At 65.3% G+C, this 13,443-nt stretch carries 15 protein-coding genes and 1 pseudogene; 3 read left to right on the forward strand and 13 right to left on the reverse strand.

Annotation, left to right across the window (positions count from 1 at the left end; genetic code table 11):
• Positions 1-83: 83 nt before the first annotated feature.
• Positions 84-842: a transcriptional regulator FnrL gene (gene fnrL / locus ACFSUD_RS10410; protein WP_386374104.1), complete on the forward strand. Its 759-nt coding sequence runs from the start codon at positions 84-86 to the stop codon at positions 840-842.
• A 20-nt stretch (positions 843-862) separates the two neighbouring features.
• Here fnrL and ACFSUD_RS10415 read toward each other — a convergent pair whose 3' ends face one another.
• The 12 genes from ACFSUD_RS10415 to ACFSUD_RS10470 form a co-directional block, all read right to left on the reverse strand.
• On the reverse strand, positions 863-1,699 hold the full coding sequence (locus ACFSUD_RS10415) for a universal stress protein (RefSeq protein ID WP_386374106.1): 837 nt from the start codon (positions 1,697-1,699) through the stop codon (positions 863-865).
• Between the two features lie 270 nt (positions 1,700-1,969).
• Positions 1,970-2,152, reverse strand: coding sequence for a hypothetical protein (locus ACFSUD_RS10420; protein ID WP_386374108.1), 183 nt, complete (start codon positions 2,150-2,152; stop codon positions 1,970-1,972).
• A gap of 227 nt (positions 2,153-2,379) precedes the next feature.
• Positions 2,380-3,261: a DUF2189 domain-containing protein gene (locus ACFSUD_RS10425; protein WP_386374109.1), complete on the reverse strand. Its 882-nt coding sequence runs from the start codon at positions 3,259-3,261 to the stop codon at positions 2,380-2,382.
• A complete protein-coding gene (locus ACFSUD_RS10430; protein WP_386374111.1) occupies positions 3,255-3,452 on the reverse strand; it encodes a hypothetical protein in 198 nt (65 codons plus the stop codon). Before ACFSUD_RS10430 ends, ACFSUD_RS10425 begins: the two co-directional genes overlap by 7 nt.
• Positions 3,449-4,315 carry a cytochrome-c oxidase, cbb3-type subunit III gene (ccoP, locus tag ACFSUD_RS10435; RefSeq protein WP_386374113.1) on the reverse strand — a complete coding sequence of 289 codons (867 nt, stop codon included), beginning with the start codon at positions 4,313-4,315 and terminating at the stop codon, positions 3,449-3,451. Before ccoP ends, ACFSUD_RS10430 begins: the two co-directional genes overlap by 4 nt.
• Complete coding sequence (locus ACFSUD_RS10440; protein WP_386374115.1) at positions 4,306-4,497, reverse strand: cbb3-type cytochrome c oxidase subunit 3; 192 nt, start codon at positions 4,495-4,497, stop codon at positions 4,306-4,308. Before ACFSUD_RS10440 ends, ccoP begins: the two co-directional genes overlap by 10 nt.
• A gap of 3 nt (positions 4,498-4,500) precedes the next feature.
• On the reverse strand, positions 4,501-5,274 hold the full coding sequence (ccoO, locus tag ACFSUD_RS10445) for a cytochrome-c oxidase, cbb3-type subunit II (protein WP_386374116.1): 774 nt from the start codon (positions 5,272-5,274) through the stop codon (positions 4,501-4,503).
• A gap of 4 nt (positions 5,275-5,278) precedes the next feature.
• Positions 5,279-6,928, reverse strand: a complete 1,650-nt coding sequence (gene ccoN / locus ACFSUD_RS10450) for a cytochrome-c oxidase, cbb3-type subunit I (protein ID WP_449343063.1) — start codon at positions 6,926-6,928, stop codon at positions 5,279-5,281.
• On the reverse strand, positions 6,928-7,131 hold the full coding sequence (ccoS, locus tag ACFSUD_RS10455) for a cbb3-type cytochrome oxidase assembly protein CcoS (protein ID WP_386374120.1): 204 nt from the start codon (positions 7,129-7,131) through the stop codon (positions 6,928-6,930). Before ccoS ends, ccoN begins: the two co-directional genes overlap by 1 nt.
• Positions 7,128-9,383, reverse strand: a complete 2,256-nt coding sequence (locus ACFSUD_RS10460) for a heavy metal translocating P-type ATPase (protein ID WP_386374122.1) — start codon at positions 9,381-9,383, stop codon at positions 7,128-7,130. The genes ccoS and ACFSUD_RS10460 overlap by 4 nt, the downstream gene beginning before the upstream one ends.
• 312 nt (positions 9,384-9,695) lie before the next feature.
• Positions 9,696-10,277 carry a DUF1190 domain-containing protein gene (locus ACFSUD_RS10465; protein ID WP_386374124.1) on the reverse strand — a complete coding sequence of 194 codons (582 nt, stop codon included), beginning with the start codon at positions 10,275-10,277 and terminating at the stop codon, positions 9,696-9,698.
• Positions 10,278-10,299: 22 nt separating this feature from the next.
• Positions 10,300-11,526 carry a glutathionylspermidine synthase family protein gene (locus ACFSUD_RS10470; protein WP_386374126.1) on the reverse strand — a complete coding sequence of 409 codons (1,227 nt, stop codon included), beginning with the start codon at positions 11,524-11,526 and terminating at the stop codon, positions 10,300-10,302.
• A gap of 216 nt (positions 11,527-11,742) precedes the next feature.
• On the opposite strand from ACFSUD_RS10470, the gene ACFSUD_RS10475 reads away from it, so the two are divergent.
• Positions 11,743-12,549: a hypothetical protein gene (locus ACFSUD_RS10475; protein WP_386374128.1), complete on the forward strand. Its 807-nt coding sequence runs from the start codon at positions 11,743-11,745 to the stop codon at positions 12,547-12,549.
• Between the two features lie 90 nt (positions 12,550-12,639).
• Here the strand turns inward: ACFSUD_RS10475 and ACFSUD_RS10480 are convergent, their stop codons facing one another.
• The gene (locus ACFSUD_RS10480; RefSeq protein WP_386374129.1) at positions 12,640-12,798 is read right to left on the reverse strand and encodes a hypothetical protein; all 159 of its coding nucleotides are present in this window, start codon (positions 12,796-12,798) and stop codon (positions 12,640-12,642) included.
• A 459-nt stretch (positions 12,799-13,257) separates the two neighbouring features.
• Here ACFSUD_RS10480 and ACFSUD_RS10485 point away from each other — a divergent pair.
• Positions 13,258-13,443 (forward strand): annotated as a pseudogene (locus ACFSUD_RS10485) (IS110 family transposase); the annotation flags it as partial.

The raw sequence follows: 13,443 nt of genomic DNA on the forward strand, positions 1-13,443 counted from the left end.
TTTGACAGGGGGAGGCGGTGTTTTCAATCTGTTAAGCGGATGCTACGCTGAAGCGACTCCTGAGCCTAGCAGAAAGGCGCACCATGTCCCTCGCCCCCGCCCCCCGCGTCACCGCCGCATCTTATGTGAAATGCACCAATTGCGAGATCCGCGAACGCGCGGTCTGCGCCACCTGCGACGCCGACGAGCTGCGCCAGCTCGAGGAAATCAAGTATTACCGCAGCTTCGACGCCGGACAGCCGATCATGTTCGAAGGTGACGAGATGCATTTCGTTGCTTCCGTCGTCACCGGTGCCGCGACCCTGTCGCGGACCCTGCCGGACGGGCGAATCCAGATGCTCGGGCTGCTTCTGCCGTCGGATTTCATCGGCCGCCCGGGGCGCGATCTCGTGGCCTATGACGTCACGGCACTGCGCGATGTCACGCTCTGCTGCTTCCGCCGCAAACCTTTCGAGGCAATGCTCGCCCGCACACCGCATCTCAACGCCCGGTTGCTCGACATGTCGCTTGACGAGCTCGACGTGGCGCGCGAATGGATGCTGCTGCTGGGGCGCAAGACCGCGCGGGAGAAGATCACCTGCCTGCTGACCCTGGTCGCGCGCCGCAAGGCCGCCCTGCAGCGGCGCAAGCTGGCTGACGGGCTGACCTTCGAGATCCCGATGTCGCGCGAGGCGATGGCCAATTACCTCGGCCTCACGATCGAGACGGTCAGCCGCCAGATCTCCGCCCTGCGCAAGGAAAAGATACTGGAATTACAGGGCACAAGGCGCATCACCCTGCTAGACCTGACCCGGCTCGCCGCGCAAACCGGCGACGGTATCGACATTGCGCTGAGCGCCTGAGACCGCCGCAATCCGCCCGCTCAATGGGCCAGCAACACCGGCAGCTCGGCCTCCTCCAGCATCGCCCGGGTGGTGCCGCCGAACAGCGCCTGACGCAGCCGCGCATGACCATAGGCCCCCATGACGATCATCTCGCAGCCGGTCTCCCGCGCCCGGGTCGAGAGGGTCTGGGCAATGCTGCCGCCGCTGCGGGTCAGTACAGAAATCTCCGCGCGCACCCCGTGACGGCTGAGGAACCGTGCGAGGTCGCCGCCCGGATCGGAGCGGTCCGGCGCCTCCCGCGAGGGGTCGACCAGCGCGATCTGCACGATATCGGCGCGTGCCAGCAGCGGCAGGGTCAGCCGGGTGGCGCGCAGGGCGGTCTGTCTGTGGTCCCAGGCCAGCATGACGCGCCCGTCGAAACGCGGCAGCGCCGCCTGCATCGGCAGGATCAGCAGCGGCGACGGGGTCTCGAGAAGCACCGCCTCAATGATCCGCCGGGCATAATTGTCGATCTGCTCAGGGCCGCGCAGCTGCACCACCAGATCGCTGAAGCGCACCGACCCCGCGACCATCCCGGCCAGCCCGCCGGACAGGCAATAGCGCTGCTCGACGTCCCAGCGGATATCCTCGCGTTCCAGCCGCCGTCGCGCCGCCGCACCGCGTTCCAGGGCCAGGTGCTCGGCCTCTTCGAGCCCGACTGCCAGCGGCATCGCTTCGAGTGCGCTGCCGACCACGCCGGGACTGTCAAAGCCGAGCCCGAGGGCGATGACCTGCAGGTGCGCGTCACAGGCGCGCGCGCAATGCACCGCCGCATCTAGCTGCGCCTCCAGATGCGCCGTATCGGCGAGGATCGTGGTGATGGTTTTAATCGACATCGGACATCTCCCTTGGATGTCCCGATCCTGCCGCTGCAAATCCGCCCTGTCCTTGATCTGCCGCAAATCCGGCGCAGCGGCGGATTGACCGGAATCAAAAGGTTCGAGACAGGTCGCGCAACCGCCGGTTCAATCTCCTGACCGGCGGTAGGATGACGTCCCATGACATAACCCCATCGCAAACGGCTTGGTCGGCAGACCCGAAACGGCGTCAATGACCCATGTCACAGTTTATCGAATATGGCGTTCGGGAAGCGGCCGCCCGATGGCTCAGGCGCTGCGCCTGACCGTTTCAAAGCCCGCGGGAACCGGGAAATACATGATCTGCTCGCGCAGTTCCCGTTCCGTGAGATAGCGTGGACTGTCAGGATATTGCGAGAGGAAACGCTCCGCTTCCTCCTGCAGGCCGTCATTCTCGAATTCTCGGACCAGATCTTCGACATCCCGTCGCATGGCTTATCTCCTCCAATGAGGGTTCCGGGTGAACAGCGTCTTATGACACTAGCCACCAGAGCAGCCAATCGTTCTCATAAACTTAAGGGCGCGCAAAATTTCGGCGACTTCTCGCTGATCGGGAATGTCTGGTTCCGCAGAACGCCCCATTCGGGCCTCTTTGATGCCCCGCCGGGTGCATTTTCCCGGCGAGACTGCAACTTTATGGCGAATGTCGCGCAAGATTATTACGCAGGCGGGATGAACATCCGCTCGCTGCGCCCCTTCTGACGCGAATCGGGGCGCAGATCGCGATAGAGATGCCAGGTGGCGTGACCAAGCAGCGGAAAGATCACGATCAGCCCAATGAGCGCGCTCGTCACGCTAATCACGAAAAACGCCAGCACGATCGTCCCCCAGGCCAGCATCACCGGCAGGTTGGCCCAGACGGTGGCCATGCTGATCCCCAGCGCGCTGAGCGCGTCGGTGCGTTCCTCCAGCAACATTGGCACCGCGATCACGCTGATGGCGAAGCTGAACGCGGCGAAGAGCGCGCCGACGGAGCCGCCGACCAGCAACAGCGCCCAGCCGGTCGGGGTGGTGAACAGGGTCGCGACGATCTCGTCGGAGCCCGGAAACGGCGCGATGCCAAAGAACAGCGCCCAGATCAGCACCGCGGCGCGCATCCAGAGCATGAAGAGCCCGAGCAGCAACACCCCCATGAACAGCGCCGAATAGCCCGACGCGGGACGCACGAAGATCATCGCGAAGAGCCCGCTGCGCTGCCCCTGCTCCAGATGTCGGCTCTTTTCATAAAGCCCGTTGGCGATCAGCGGGCCGATCACCAGGAACCCGGCCAGCGCGGGGAACAGCGCATAATCGAGCTCGAACGCGAAGAGGCTCCAGATCAGCAGCACCGAGATCAGGCACAGCCCGGCACCGTAGATCAGGCTCGGCAGCGGATTGTTCCACAGGTCCGACCAGCCCTGCGCGAGCCAGTCGAAGGCGGTGCGCCATGGCAGGTCGCGGGCCCGGTCGTTCGGCCGGGGCAGCGGCGGGACGACTTCGGGGATGATCCCGGCGGCATGGGGATTGTCGGGCGGCGGCGGGCCGGTACGATCGCTCAGCATGAGGGTTTCGCCGCGCGCAGGGCCGCGGCGCCTTCTGTTGGGGATTGCAGCACGCAATCGGGTTTCGAGGCAAAGGAGACGGCGATCAGATGCGCATTGGCGCCGAAGAACACCAGCAGGAGCAGGGCGGTGCCGCCGAGTGCCAGCAGCCGGGGCCGAGACCAGAAGCGGGGTTGGCTGAGCGTGGTCATTGCCGGTCTTCCTCACGCAGGTCCTGCAGATAGGTGGTGATCAGCTTGAGGTCGGTCTCGCTCAACCGCCCCTCCCAGGCGGGCATCCAGCCCTGCCGCCCGTCCCACAGGGTCTTGAACAGGGCATCCCTGTCGCCGCCGTAGATCCAGAAATCATCGGCAAGATCGGGCGCGCCGAGGTCCATGTTCCCCTCGCCCTTCTCGCCGTGGCAGGACGCGCAATTATCGGCGAATAGCACCGCTCCGGCGCTGACATCGCCCGCCGCCGCGCCCGAAAGCGTCGGCAGATAGGCCACGATGCTGCGGATCTCGTCGCGGCTCAACATCCCGTCGCGTCCGAAGGCGGGCATCTCCGCATAGCGGCTGTCGGGGTGATCGCTGTTGATCCCGACGCGCAGGGTCTCCATCACGATGTCGGGGTCTCCGCCCCAGAGCCAGGCGTCATCGACAAGGCTCGGGAAGCCCGGCCCCCCGGCGGCATCCTGACCGTGGCACCCGGCGCAATTGTCGCCGAAAAGCTGGTTGGCGGTGCTGTTCACCCGGTCCATCAGCAATGGTTCGGCGAGGATTTCCTGCACCGGCAACATGGCGATCTGATCGCTCCAATCGGCGCGTGCCTGCTGCGCGGCGGCGATCTTCTGGGCGACTTCATCGCGTTGATCGAGCCCGAGCAGCCCCTTGGTATAGGTGCTCACCAGCGGCCAGGTCGGCAGCAGCAGCCAGGCGATCAGCGCCCAGACATGGGTGATGATGATGAAGAACCAGACCGCGCGCGGCACCCGCGTGTTGAGCTCCGTGATCCCGTCCCATTCATGCCCGGTGGTCTGATGCCCGGTCAGCGGATCGCGTTCCTTTACCGACATTGCTGCACCTCCTGCTGCTGCGGCGCCGGGCCGTTCTCGTCATCGAGAATGCTCTTTGCCGCCTTGTCGAACCGTCCCCCCAGCGAGGGCCAGAAGGCGTAGATGGTGATCCCGATCGACAGGGCGAGCAGGTAGAAGAGGCCGAAGGACTTGGCCATTTCGACGAAGAATTCATGGGGCATCGGTCACTCCTCTGCCAAAGTGAGCTGTTGCGGCAGGTCGGTAAGCTTGCCGAGGATCTGCAGATAGGCGACGAGCGCGTCCATCTCGGTGACCCGGTCGCGGCGGCCGTCGAAATAGCGCACTGCCGTGTCATCGCCATAGCGCTCGAAGACCCCGTCGGCGCGGACATTGTCGGGCTGCGCCTGCCCCGCCGCATCCTCGGCGGCGGCGGCGATCATCTCGTCGCTGTAGGGCACGCCGACGGCGCGCAGCGCGGCGAGCCGCCCGGGCAGGCTGGCGGTCTCCAGCGGCGTGTCGAGCAGCGCCGCGTAATGCGGCATCACCGATTCCGGCACCAGCGCGCGCGGATCGACCAGGTGACGGACCTGCCAGTCGTCGGAATACTTGTCCCCGAGCCGCGCGAGATCCGGCCCGGTGCGTTTGGAGCCCCAGAGCATCGGGTGGTCATATTGCGATTCCACCGCCAGCGAATAGGGACCGTAGCGTTCGACCTCGTCGCGCAGGGTACGGATCATCTGGCTGTGACAGGCATAGCAGCCCTCGCGGATATAGATGTCCCGTCCCGCCTGTTCGAGCGGCGTGTAAAGACGCATGTCCGGCGCGGCCTCCACCGTCTCGTCGATGGTGAACAGCGGCGCGATCTCGACGATCCCGCCGATCCCGGCGGCGATGATGATCCCGACGGTCAGCGCCATGGAGTGTCGCTCCATCCGGTAATGGCTGCGGGCGTGGAATTCGAAGAGTTTCGAGAAGGGTCTTAATATTGTTCTGAACATGAGGTCATTCCGCGACCGGCACGGCCGGTTCCATGGTTTCGGAGGAGGTCGGATAATCGCGCGCCGGGTTGCGGGCGGGGGCGTGACGGACGGTCATCGCCACGTTCCACAGCCCGATACAGGCGCCGATCAGGAACAGCAGGCCACCGAAGGCGCGCGCGATATAATAGGGATGCATCGCCACGAGACTGTCCACGAAGGAATAGCGCAGGCTCCCGGCCTCGGTGTAGCTGCGCCACATGAGCCCCTGGATGATGCCGCTGTTCCACATCGCGAAGACGTAGATCACGGTCCCTGCCAGCGCGAGCCAGAAGTGCCATTCCACCGCTTTCGGCGAATACATCCCGGCCCGGCGCCACAGCATCGGCACCAGCGCATAGATCGAGCCGAAGGTGATCAGCGCGACCCAGCCCATGGCCCCGGCATGGACATGGCCCACGGTCCAGTCGGTGTAATGCGACAGGCCATTGACCGGGCGGATCGCCATGAAGGAGCCCTCGAAGGTCGACAGGGCATAGAACACCGCCGCCACCATCATGAAACGCAGGGTCGCGTCGTCGCGCACCTTGTGCCAGGCGCCGTTGAGGGTCATCAGCGCATTGCCCGCCGAGGCCCAGCTCGGCACCAGCAGCATCACCGAAAAGGTCATGCCCAGCGTCTGCACCCAATGCGGCAGTGCGGTGTAATGCAGGTGGTGCGACCCGGCCCACATGTAGAAGAACACGATCCCCCAGAAGCTCAGGATCGACAGCCGGTAGGAATAGATCGGCCGTTCCGCGCGTTTGGGCAGGAAGTAATAGAGCATCCCCAGAAAGCCCGAAGTCAGGAAGAAGGCCACCGCGTTATGGCCATACCACCATTGCGTCATCGCATCCTGCACCCCGGAGAAGGCGGAATAGCTCTTGGCACCCGCGAAAGAGGCCGGCACCGCCAGGTTGTTGACGATATGCAGGATCGCCACGACCAGGATGAAGGCCAGGTAATACCAGTTGGCGACATAGATATGCGGCTCGTTGCGCCACGCCAACGTGCGCATGTAGAGCACGAAATAGGTCACCCAGACCACGACCAGCCAGATATCGGCGTACCATTCCGGCTCGGCATATTCCTTGGATTGCGTGACCCCCATCAGATAGCCCGAAGCCGCGACGATGCAGAACAGGTTGAAGCCGAGCAGCACGAACCACGGGCTGATCTGCCCCGGCATCCGCGCCCGGCAGGTGCGCTGCATGACATGAAAGGACGTGGCGATCAGCGCGTTGCCGCCAAAGCCGAAGATCACCCCCGAAGTATGCACCGGGCGCAGCCGCCCGAAGCTCGACCAAGGCGCATCGAAGCGCAGGTCCGGCCAGGCCAGCTGTGCCGCGACCCAGACCCCCATGCCCATGGCGATCACGGCCCAGATCAGCGATATCATGATGCCCACCTTGGTGGGGTCGTCGTAATAGGCGGCGGCGCGATCCTCGACCGGCTCGGCGCTGTAGAACGCATCTGCGACGATGAAGAACAGCACCGCGCAGAAGATCAGCACGATCCAGCCATGCGCGCCGAGCGCATCGCCATGCCCCAGGGCAGCCATCGCCAGCCCGATCAACACGCCGATCCCGGTGATCAGCATGGCGGTGCCGCGTTCGGCACGCGTCAGATTTGACATCATTTCTTGGTCTCCTTGGGGGTCGTCTCTGTGTGTATCTTGTGTCGGTCGGGCAGCGGCGCGTCGTGTTCGTCAAAGAAGATCCGCTCCGCGTCGCCCGAGAGATCCTCGAACTGGCCGTTGCGCAGGCTCCAGCCGAAGGCGACGAGACCGAGCGCGCCCATGGCCAGCGCCACGGGAATGAGAATGGCGAGAATGCTCATGCCACGGCCTTTCGCAGCGGGGCCGCGACAATGCGCTCGCGCCCGGTGCCCTCGCGGTTGAGGCGCAGCGCGTTGCAAATCACCAGGATCGAGGATCCCGACATCGCCAGTGCCGCGAGCAACGGCGTGACCAGACCGGCCACGGCGAGCGGGATGGCGATGCAATTATAGGCCAGCGCCAGGGCGAAATTCTGCCGCACGATCCGTGCCGTGTCGCAGGCGGTGGCATGGGCGGCGGTGACCGCGTCGAGCCCGTCGCGCAGGAAGACGTAATCGGCCGCCGTACGCCCGGCATCCGAGGCGCTCGCGGGGGCCATGGAGACATGCGCCGCCGCCAGCGCCGCCGCGTCGTTGAGCCCGTCGCCGACCATCAGCGCCCGGTGGCCCTGCGCCGCCAGCCCTTCCAGAACGGCGATCTTGTCCGCCGGGGTGGCATCGGCATGGACTTCCTCGATCCCGAGTTGCGCCGCCACGAGCGCAGCCCGCGCCCCGCCGTCGCCCGAGAGCATCGACACCGGGATCTGGGCGAGCTCGAAAGCGTTGACCACATCGCGCGCGCCAAGGCGCAGGGTTTCGGTCAGTTCGAAAGATTGCACGACCCCGCCCGCGCGGGCAAAGACCGGGCTGGCGGCGCCGGAGGGCAGATCGGCGATCTCCGCCACCCAGTCGGCCCGCCCGAGCCGCGCCCGCCGACCTGCGATCATGGCTTCGATGCCCAGCCCCGGCACCTCTTCGGCCTCCTCGACGCGTGGCAGGCGATCTGGCGCGCCGGTATATTCCGCCGCGATGGCGCGCGCCGCGGGATGGGTCGATTGACGCGCCAGCGCCGCCGCGCCGGGATCGATCATGCCGCCGCCGGTCAGCCGCGCGCTCGGCGCGCCACTGGTCAGGGTGCCGGTCTTGTCAAACACCGCCCGGTCGATCTCGGCCAGCCGTTCGAGCCCGCCTCCGTCCTTCATCAGGATGCCCATCCGCATCAGCCGCCCCGCCGCCACCACATGCGCCACCGGCACTGCGAGGGCGAGCGCACAGGGACAGGTGATGATCAGCACCGAGATGGCGATGAAGATCGAATGCTGCCAATCGCCCCCGCTCACGATCATCCAGCCAATGAAGGTGAACAGCGCCAGCAAATGCACCACCGGGGCATAGAGCCGCGCGACCCGGTCGGCGATGCGCACATAGGCGCCTCGCGCGCCTTCTGCCTGCGATTGCATGGCGATCATCCGGGCGAGGAAGGATTCAGCCGCCGGGCAGAGCGCCCGCGCGACGATCGTGCCGGTGAGGTTGAGCGTGCCCGCCTCCAACACGTCGCCCGGACCGGCGGCGACCGGCATCGCCTCGCCGCTGACCAGCGACCGGTCGAGATCGGTGACCCCTTCGAGGATACGCGCATCGACCGGCACCCGCTCCCCGGCCGCGATCAGCAGGGTCGCCCCGGTGTCCACCGCATCGAGCTTGGCAAAGGCGAAGCCGCCGTCCTCCTGGCGCAGCATCGCACCGCGCGGTGACAAGCGTTCGAGCCCGGTGATCGCGCTGCGCGCCCGAGCGCGCATCAGGTGATCGAGATAGCGCCCGATCAACAGGAAGAACAACAGCGTCACCGCCGCGTCGAAGAACACATGCTCACCGCCGCGCATGGTCTCGAACAGGCTCAGCGCCAGCGCCAGCAGCACCGCGATGGCGATCGGCAGGTCCATGTTCATCCGTCCTGCTCCGAGCGCGGCAAGCGCCGAGCGGAAGAACGGCTGCCCGGCATAGGCCGCGACCGGCACCGCGATGAGCGCGGAAATCAGGTGAAACAGATCACGGGTCTGCCCCTCGGCCCCGGACCAGACGCCGACCGACAGCAGCATGATGTTCATCGCGCCAAACCCCGCCACGGCGATGGCGCGCAGCAATTGACGGGAGGTGCGGTCGTTCGCGGCCTCGGCCAGATCGCCGCTCTCAGCCGGGAAAGCGCTGTAGCCTTCGGCCTCCAGCGCCGCGATGATCGCGCCCGGATCGCTTTCGGGACCGGGCAGGACGACGCTGACGCGCTTCAGCGTCAGGTTGGCACGGACCGAGAGCACATCCTTGCGCGCGCCCAGCAGCCATTCGATCTTCGCCACGCAGGCGCCGCAGCGCAGCTCTGGCACCGACAGCACCCAGGTCTCGCCCGGCGTGCCGTCCTGCCCCACGGACGCGGCGAGCCCGGCGCAATCCAGCGCCGCGCCACAACAGGGCATGGGGTGATTTCCGGTGGAGAGCATTGCGGTTCCTGCATTCCTGTTCCCATCGCCCGGGCGGAAGCGATGGCGTCGGAGGCAGATCTGCCACAGCGTGCTGCGCCGGTATTTGATCGAGATCAAGGAATCGCGAATATTCGCGCCATAGGCTGAAATAGCGCGGTGCGCGCGCAGGACCGGGGGCGGTGCCGGTGCAAAAGACAAGCCGACAGGAATCGCGCGCCGCAGCCATGCCGGGCGCCCGAAGGTCTTCGCATCTCAGATGTGCGCAGCCACGGCCGCACGCGGGAGCACCCGCGTCAAGCCGGGCGATTCACCGAGGTGCGGCAGGGGTTCTCAGCCGCCGAAACCGCCGCGCGTGCCGCCGCTGCGTCCGAAACCGCCGCGCGATGCCGCTGTCGCCTTGGTCATCGGCGGCTTGCCGATGGTCGCCGCAGGTTTGGTGAAGTTCGACGCGCCGATCTTCGCCTTCCCGGCATTGCTGGAATAATTGCTGGTACCCGAGGCGTTGGAAAAGCCGCCCTGCCCGTTCTTGTAAAGCGGCTGCGATCCCGCCAGCCCGCCGCGCCCGCCGAGCATGTTGCCGATCAGATAGCCCGCCAGCAGCGGCATGAAAATACTGCCCGAGCCGCCGCCCGCCGCCTCGGCCTCGCTGCCGCAATTGCCCGCCCCATGCTGTTCCTCGCAGACGCTGAGCGCATCATAGCGCGGCGCGCTTTCCACATGCAGGGTCTGTGCCTCGGCAAAGGCCGTGTCGCATTCGCTGGCCGAGACCAGCCCGCCCTGCCCGGCCGCCGCCTTGCAGCTTTCGAGATCCGGGTAGGCCTGTGCCTCAACCTGTTCCTCGCGGCAGCCCGCCAGGGTGAAGGCGGTGGCGCCAAGGATGCTCAGGGCGACGGTTCTGGAACGTTTTCTCATGGGGATGATCCTTTTTCCGGGGTCAATCGCGGATGAAATGGGGTTTGAAACGGGACAGGTCCTGGGTGATGCGCGAGCGATCCTCGCGAATGCCCATGCCGACGCAGCTCTCGCCGACGACCCAGGCGCCGATCACCGGGCGGAACCCGTCGAATTCGGGAAGCGGCGCATAGGCCTGCAGGATCTGCGGATAGCCGCCATACTCGCCGACTGCGGTGCTCTCGCTGGTCTCGCCATTCTCGACAATCGAAATCGCCGCGCCCTCGCGGGAGAACAGCGGCTTGCTGACATGGCCACGCGCCAGCACCGCCTCGGCCCGGCCGAAGGCCTCCGCCACGGGATCCGCCACGCTGCCGCTTCCGGCAAGTGCGGCGCCCACATCGGCCTCGAAGAACGCGGGCAGCAGGTTGGGATGGCCCTCGAACATCTGCCAGAGCACCGGCAGCAGCGCCTTGTTGGAGAGCAGTGCCTTCCAGGCCGGTTCGAGCATCAGGCAATCTGCATTGCGCACGTGATCGGCATATTCGTCGCGCAGCAGGTCCTCCCAGGGGTAGAGCTTGAACAGCGTCGCGATCACCCGGTCCTCGCTGTCGAGAAACTGCCCCTCGGTGCTGAGTGCGATCTGGTCGAGATCGGTGTAATGCGCGCCGAGCCCTGCCTCGCGCGCCGCCCAGCCCATGGCCTCGACCGTCGCGTAATCCTCGACATTGCCCGCCGCGGCGGCGAAATGCAGGTCGCTGTCGGGCATGAAGAGATCGCGGAACCGTTCGATCAGCGCCTCATGGATGCCGTTGAACTGGTCATCCTGCGCGCGCAGCACGCCGGCGGCGATCTGCCCTTCGAGCCAGCCCCATTGGAACGAGGCGCTCTCATAAAGCGAGGTCGGTGTATCGGCGTTGTATTCCAGCAGCTTGGCGGGCGATTTTCCATCATAGGCCAGGTCGAACCGCCCGTAGATCTCCGGATGTTCCCCCTGCCAGCTCTCGGAGACGAGATCCCAATGTTGCTCGGGAATCCCCATCCGCGCCATCAGCGACTCCTCGGCGAGGATCGCCGCCACCGCCTCGCGACACATGCCGTGCAGCTCGGTCGCGGGGTCTTCGATATCCTCCTCGACCTGGCGCAGGCTGAATTGATAGGCCGAGCTTTCGTCCCAATAGGGTTCGCCGTGCATGTCGGCGAAGGTGAAGCCCAGTTCCTCGGCCTCGTCGCGCCAGCCGGGTCTTTCGGGGAGGGAAACTTTTTGCATGTCGGTCATCCTGAAACGGCAGGATATCTTTAGGCGCAATCCGGGCGGGTTACCAGCACGGCGCGATGTGTTCGCCCGGCCGACCCGGCACAGTCCTGCCGCGGACCTGCCGCTTCCGGCGAACGGCCAGCGCCGAAAGCGCCGACAGTGCCATTGATTGACATAGCCGGGCGGCGGGCCAGCTTAGTGACCGATGAAAGAAGGGGGTGAGCGGGCATGACGCTGGCGGACGCAATTCTCGGGGTCATGGGGGTGGTCCTGCTGGTCGGCATCGTCGCCGATTTTCTCCTCACGACCATCGGCGCCTCCTATCATGCGCTGCTGTCGCATCACGTGGCGAATTACACCTGGCGGATCTTCACCGCGATCCTGCCTGATCGTCCCGGCGCGCGGGTCTATATCGGGCCGATCGTGATGACCGGCGTGGCGGCGTTCTGGATCTTCGGCACCTCGCTGGCCTGGGCGATGGTATTCCAGTTCGACGACCGGGCGATCGTGAGAATGGAAACCGGGGCGCCCGCCTCCTGGTGGATGGATCTGGCCTATATCGGCCATCTCCTCTCCACCCTCGGGGGCTCGCTGGGCAAGCCCGGAGACATCGGCTGGTCACTCGCCGCCGTGCTGGTGGCAGTGAACGGCATGGTGATCCTCACGCTCTCGGTGAGCTTCGTGCTCAACACGACGCAGACGGTGGCCGAGGCCCGCGCCTTTCTCGCCACTTCCGAAGCGCTCGAGGACAGGTTCACCCCCCATCACGGCATCGCCGCGCAGCTCGCCAATCTCGTGGCCAATCTGAACGCCGTGCCGCTGGCGCTCTATTATTCCTCCCCCAATGAGAGCCGCCGCGTGCCCGGCGGGCTGACGGCGCTGTTCGAAAAGACGCTCAAGAACGGCGATGCCGCAGCGATACGGGTCCTGCGCCGCCTTCTTGCAGGGCTTCCGCGTTTCGATCCGAAGGAAAGCGAGGACGATGCGGGCTATCTCAAGGATCTTCGACGCTGGTCGAAAGCCTATGAATTTTAGGTCAGTGCCGGAAAACGGCAGCGGGGCTTCCGAAGGCGACGGTGACCTTCCGCCGCGCGGCGGCGATGGCGGATGGCGCGAACCCCCCGGTCACCTCAGATAGCCGATCACAAACAGCAGTGCCACGAGCCAAAGCAGGAACACCGCCACGACAAACGACCAGCGTTCATGCTTTGGTTCATCGGAGCGCTTCTGCTTTTTTTCTTCGTCATCATCATGGCGCATGCAACGCAGGTAATGCGCCGCCACCGGGCGGCAACCATCCGCGGCGGCGAAAAGACAGGGACGCTAGTTGTTCATGATATAGTGAACCACCTGCAGTGCCGCGACCGCCCAAAGCGCGAGCAGGACCACGATAACGGCCCAGAAAGACCAACGACCCTTCCTGGATGCACGCTTCTTGCCATTTTCGAATCTTTGAGAGGACAATAAGTCAGTTCCAACTGCAAGTTCCGAGATAGCCCATGCTATCACAGGCCACGCGAACCGGAACTTATAACAGCTCTCGAGGGCTACAGTTTTAATGTAGATTAAACCGCGAGAAGGAATGAGAGGAAGATCGGCGCGTCGCATCGGATGTCGGCGCGGCTTAGACCCCATGATCGCCGTGTGAGCTGACTGGCTCGGCGGCCTCTCCCGCGGCATTCTCCGTTCGAGGGTTGCGCCAGATAGGCTGGTGCCGAGCCTCAAGAATGGGGGAGAGACCACATGCAGGATAGCACATTCATCGGACTTGATGTCCACAAGGCTACGATTTCCGTCGCCGTCGCGCAAGGTGAGCGCGGGGGCGAAGTGCGCCATTGGGGAACGATCCCAAATCGGCCGGACCACATCAGGAAGTTGGTCGAGAAATTGGCTGTTCACGGATCCCGTTTGTGTTTTTGCTATGAGGCC

The organism is Sulfitobacter aestuarii, assembly GCF_042685005.1.
Taxonomy (GTDB): domain Bacteria; phylum Pseudomonadota; class Alphaproteobacteria; order Rhodobacterales; family Rhodobacteraceae; genus Sulfitobacter; species Sulfitobacter aestuarii.

What these genes read in the sequence shown, in the direction of transcription:
- ACFSUD_RS10475 (WP_386374128.1), top strand. Translation starts at nt 11,743, where the DNA reads ATGACGCTGGCGGACGCAATTCTCGGGGTCATGGGGGTGGTCCTGCTG.
- ACFSUD_RS10460 (WP_386374122.1), bottom strand. Translation starts at nt 9,383, where the DNA reads ATGCTCTCCACCGGAAATCACCCCATGCCCTGTTGTGGCGCGGCGCTG.
- ccoS (WP_386374120.1), bottom strand. Translation starts at nt 7,131, where the DNA reads ATGAGCATTCTCGCCATTCTCATTCCCGTGGCGCTGGCCATGGGCGCG.
- ccoP (WP_386374113.1), bottom strand. Translation starts at nt 4,315, where the DNA reads ATGTCGGTAAAGGAACGCGATCCGCTGACCGGGCATCAGACCACCGGG.
- ACFSUD_RS10440 (WP_386374115.1), bottom strand. Translation starts at nt 4,497, where the DNA reads ATGCCCCATGAATTCTTCGTCGAAATGGCCAAGTCCTTCGGCCTCTTC.
- ACFSUD_RS10470 (WP_386374126.1), bottom strand. Translation starts at nt 11,526, where the DNA reads ATGCAAAAAGTTTCCCTCCCCGAAAGACCCGGCTGGCGCGACGAGGCC.
- fnrL (WP_386374104.1), top strand. Translation starts at nt 84, where the DNA reads ATGTCCCTCGCCCCCGCCCCCCGCGTCACCGCCGCATCTTATGTGAAA.
- ACFSUD_RS10425 (WP_386374109.1), bottom strand. Translation starts at nt 3,261, where the DNA reads ATGCTGAGCGATCGTACCGGCCCGCCGCCGCCCGACAATCCCCATGCC.
- ccoN (WP_449343063.1), bottom strand. Translation starts at nt 6,928, where the DNA reads ATGTCAAATCTGACGCGTGCCGAACGCGGCACCGCCATGCTGATCACC.
- ACFSUD_RS10430 (WP_386374111.1), bottom strand. Translation starts at nt 3,452, where the DNA reads ATGACCACGCTCAGCCAACCCCGCTTCTGGTCTCGGCCCCGGCTGCTG.
- ACFSUD_RS10420 (WP_386374108.1), bottom strand. Translation starts at nt 2,152, where the DNA reads ATGCGACGGGATGTCGAAGATCTGGTCCGAGAATTCGAGAATGACGGC.
- ccoO (WP_386374116.1), bottom strand. Translation starts at nt 5,274, where the DNA reads ATGTTCAGAACAATATTAAGACCCTTCTCGAAACTCTTCGAATTCCAC.
- ACFSUD_RS10465 (WP_386374124.1), bottom strand. Translation starts at nt 10,277, where the DNA reads ATGAGAAAACGTTCCAGAACCGTCGCCCTGAGCATCCTTGGCGCCACC.
- ACFSUD_RS10415 (WP_386374106.1), bottom strand. Translation starts at nt 1,699, where the DNA reads ATGTCGATTAAAACCATCACCACGATCCTCGCCGATACGGCGCATCTG.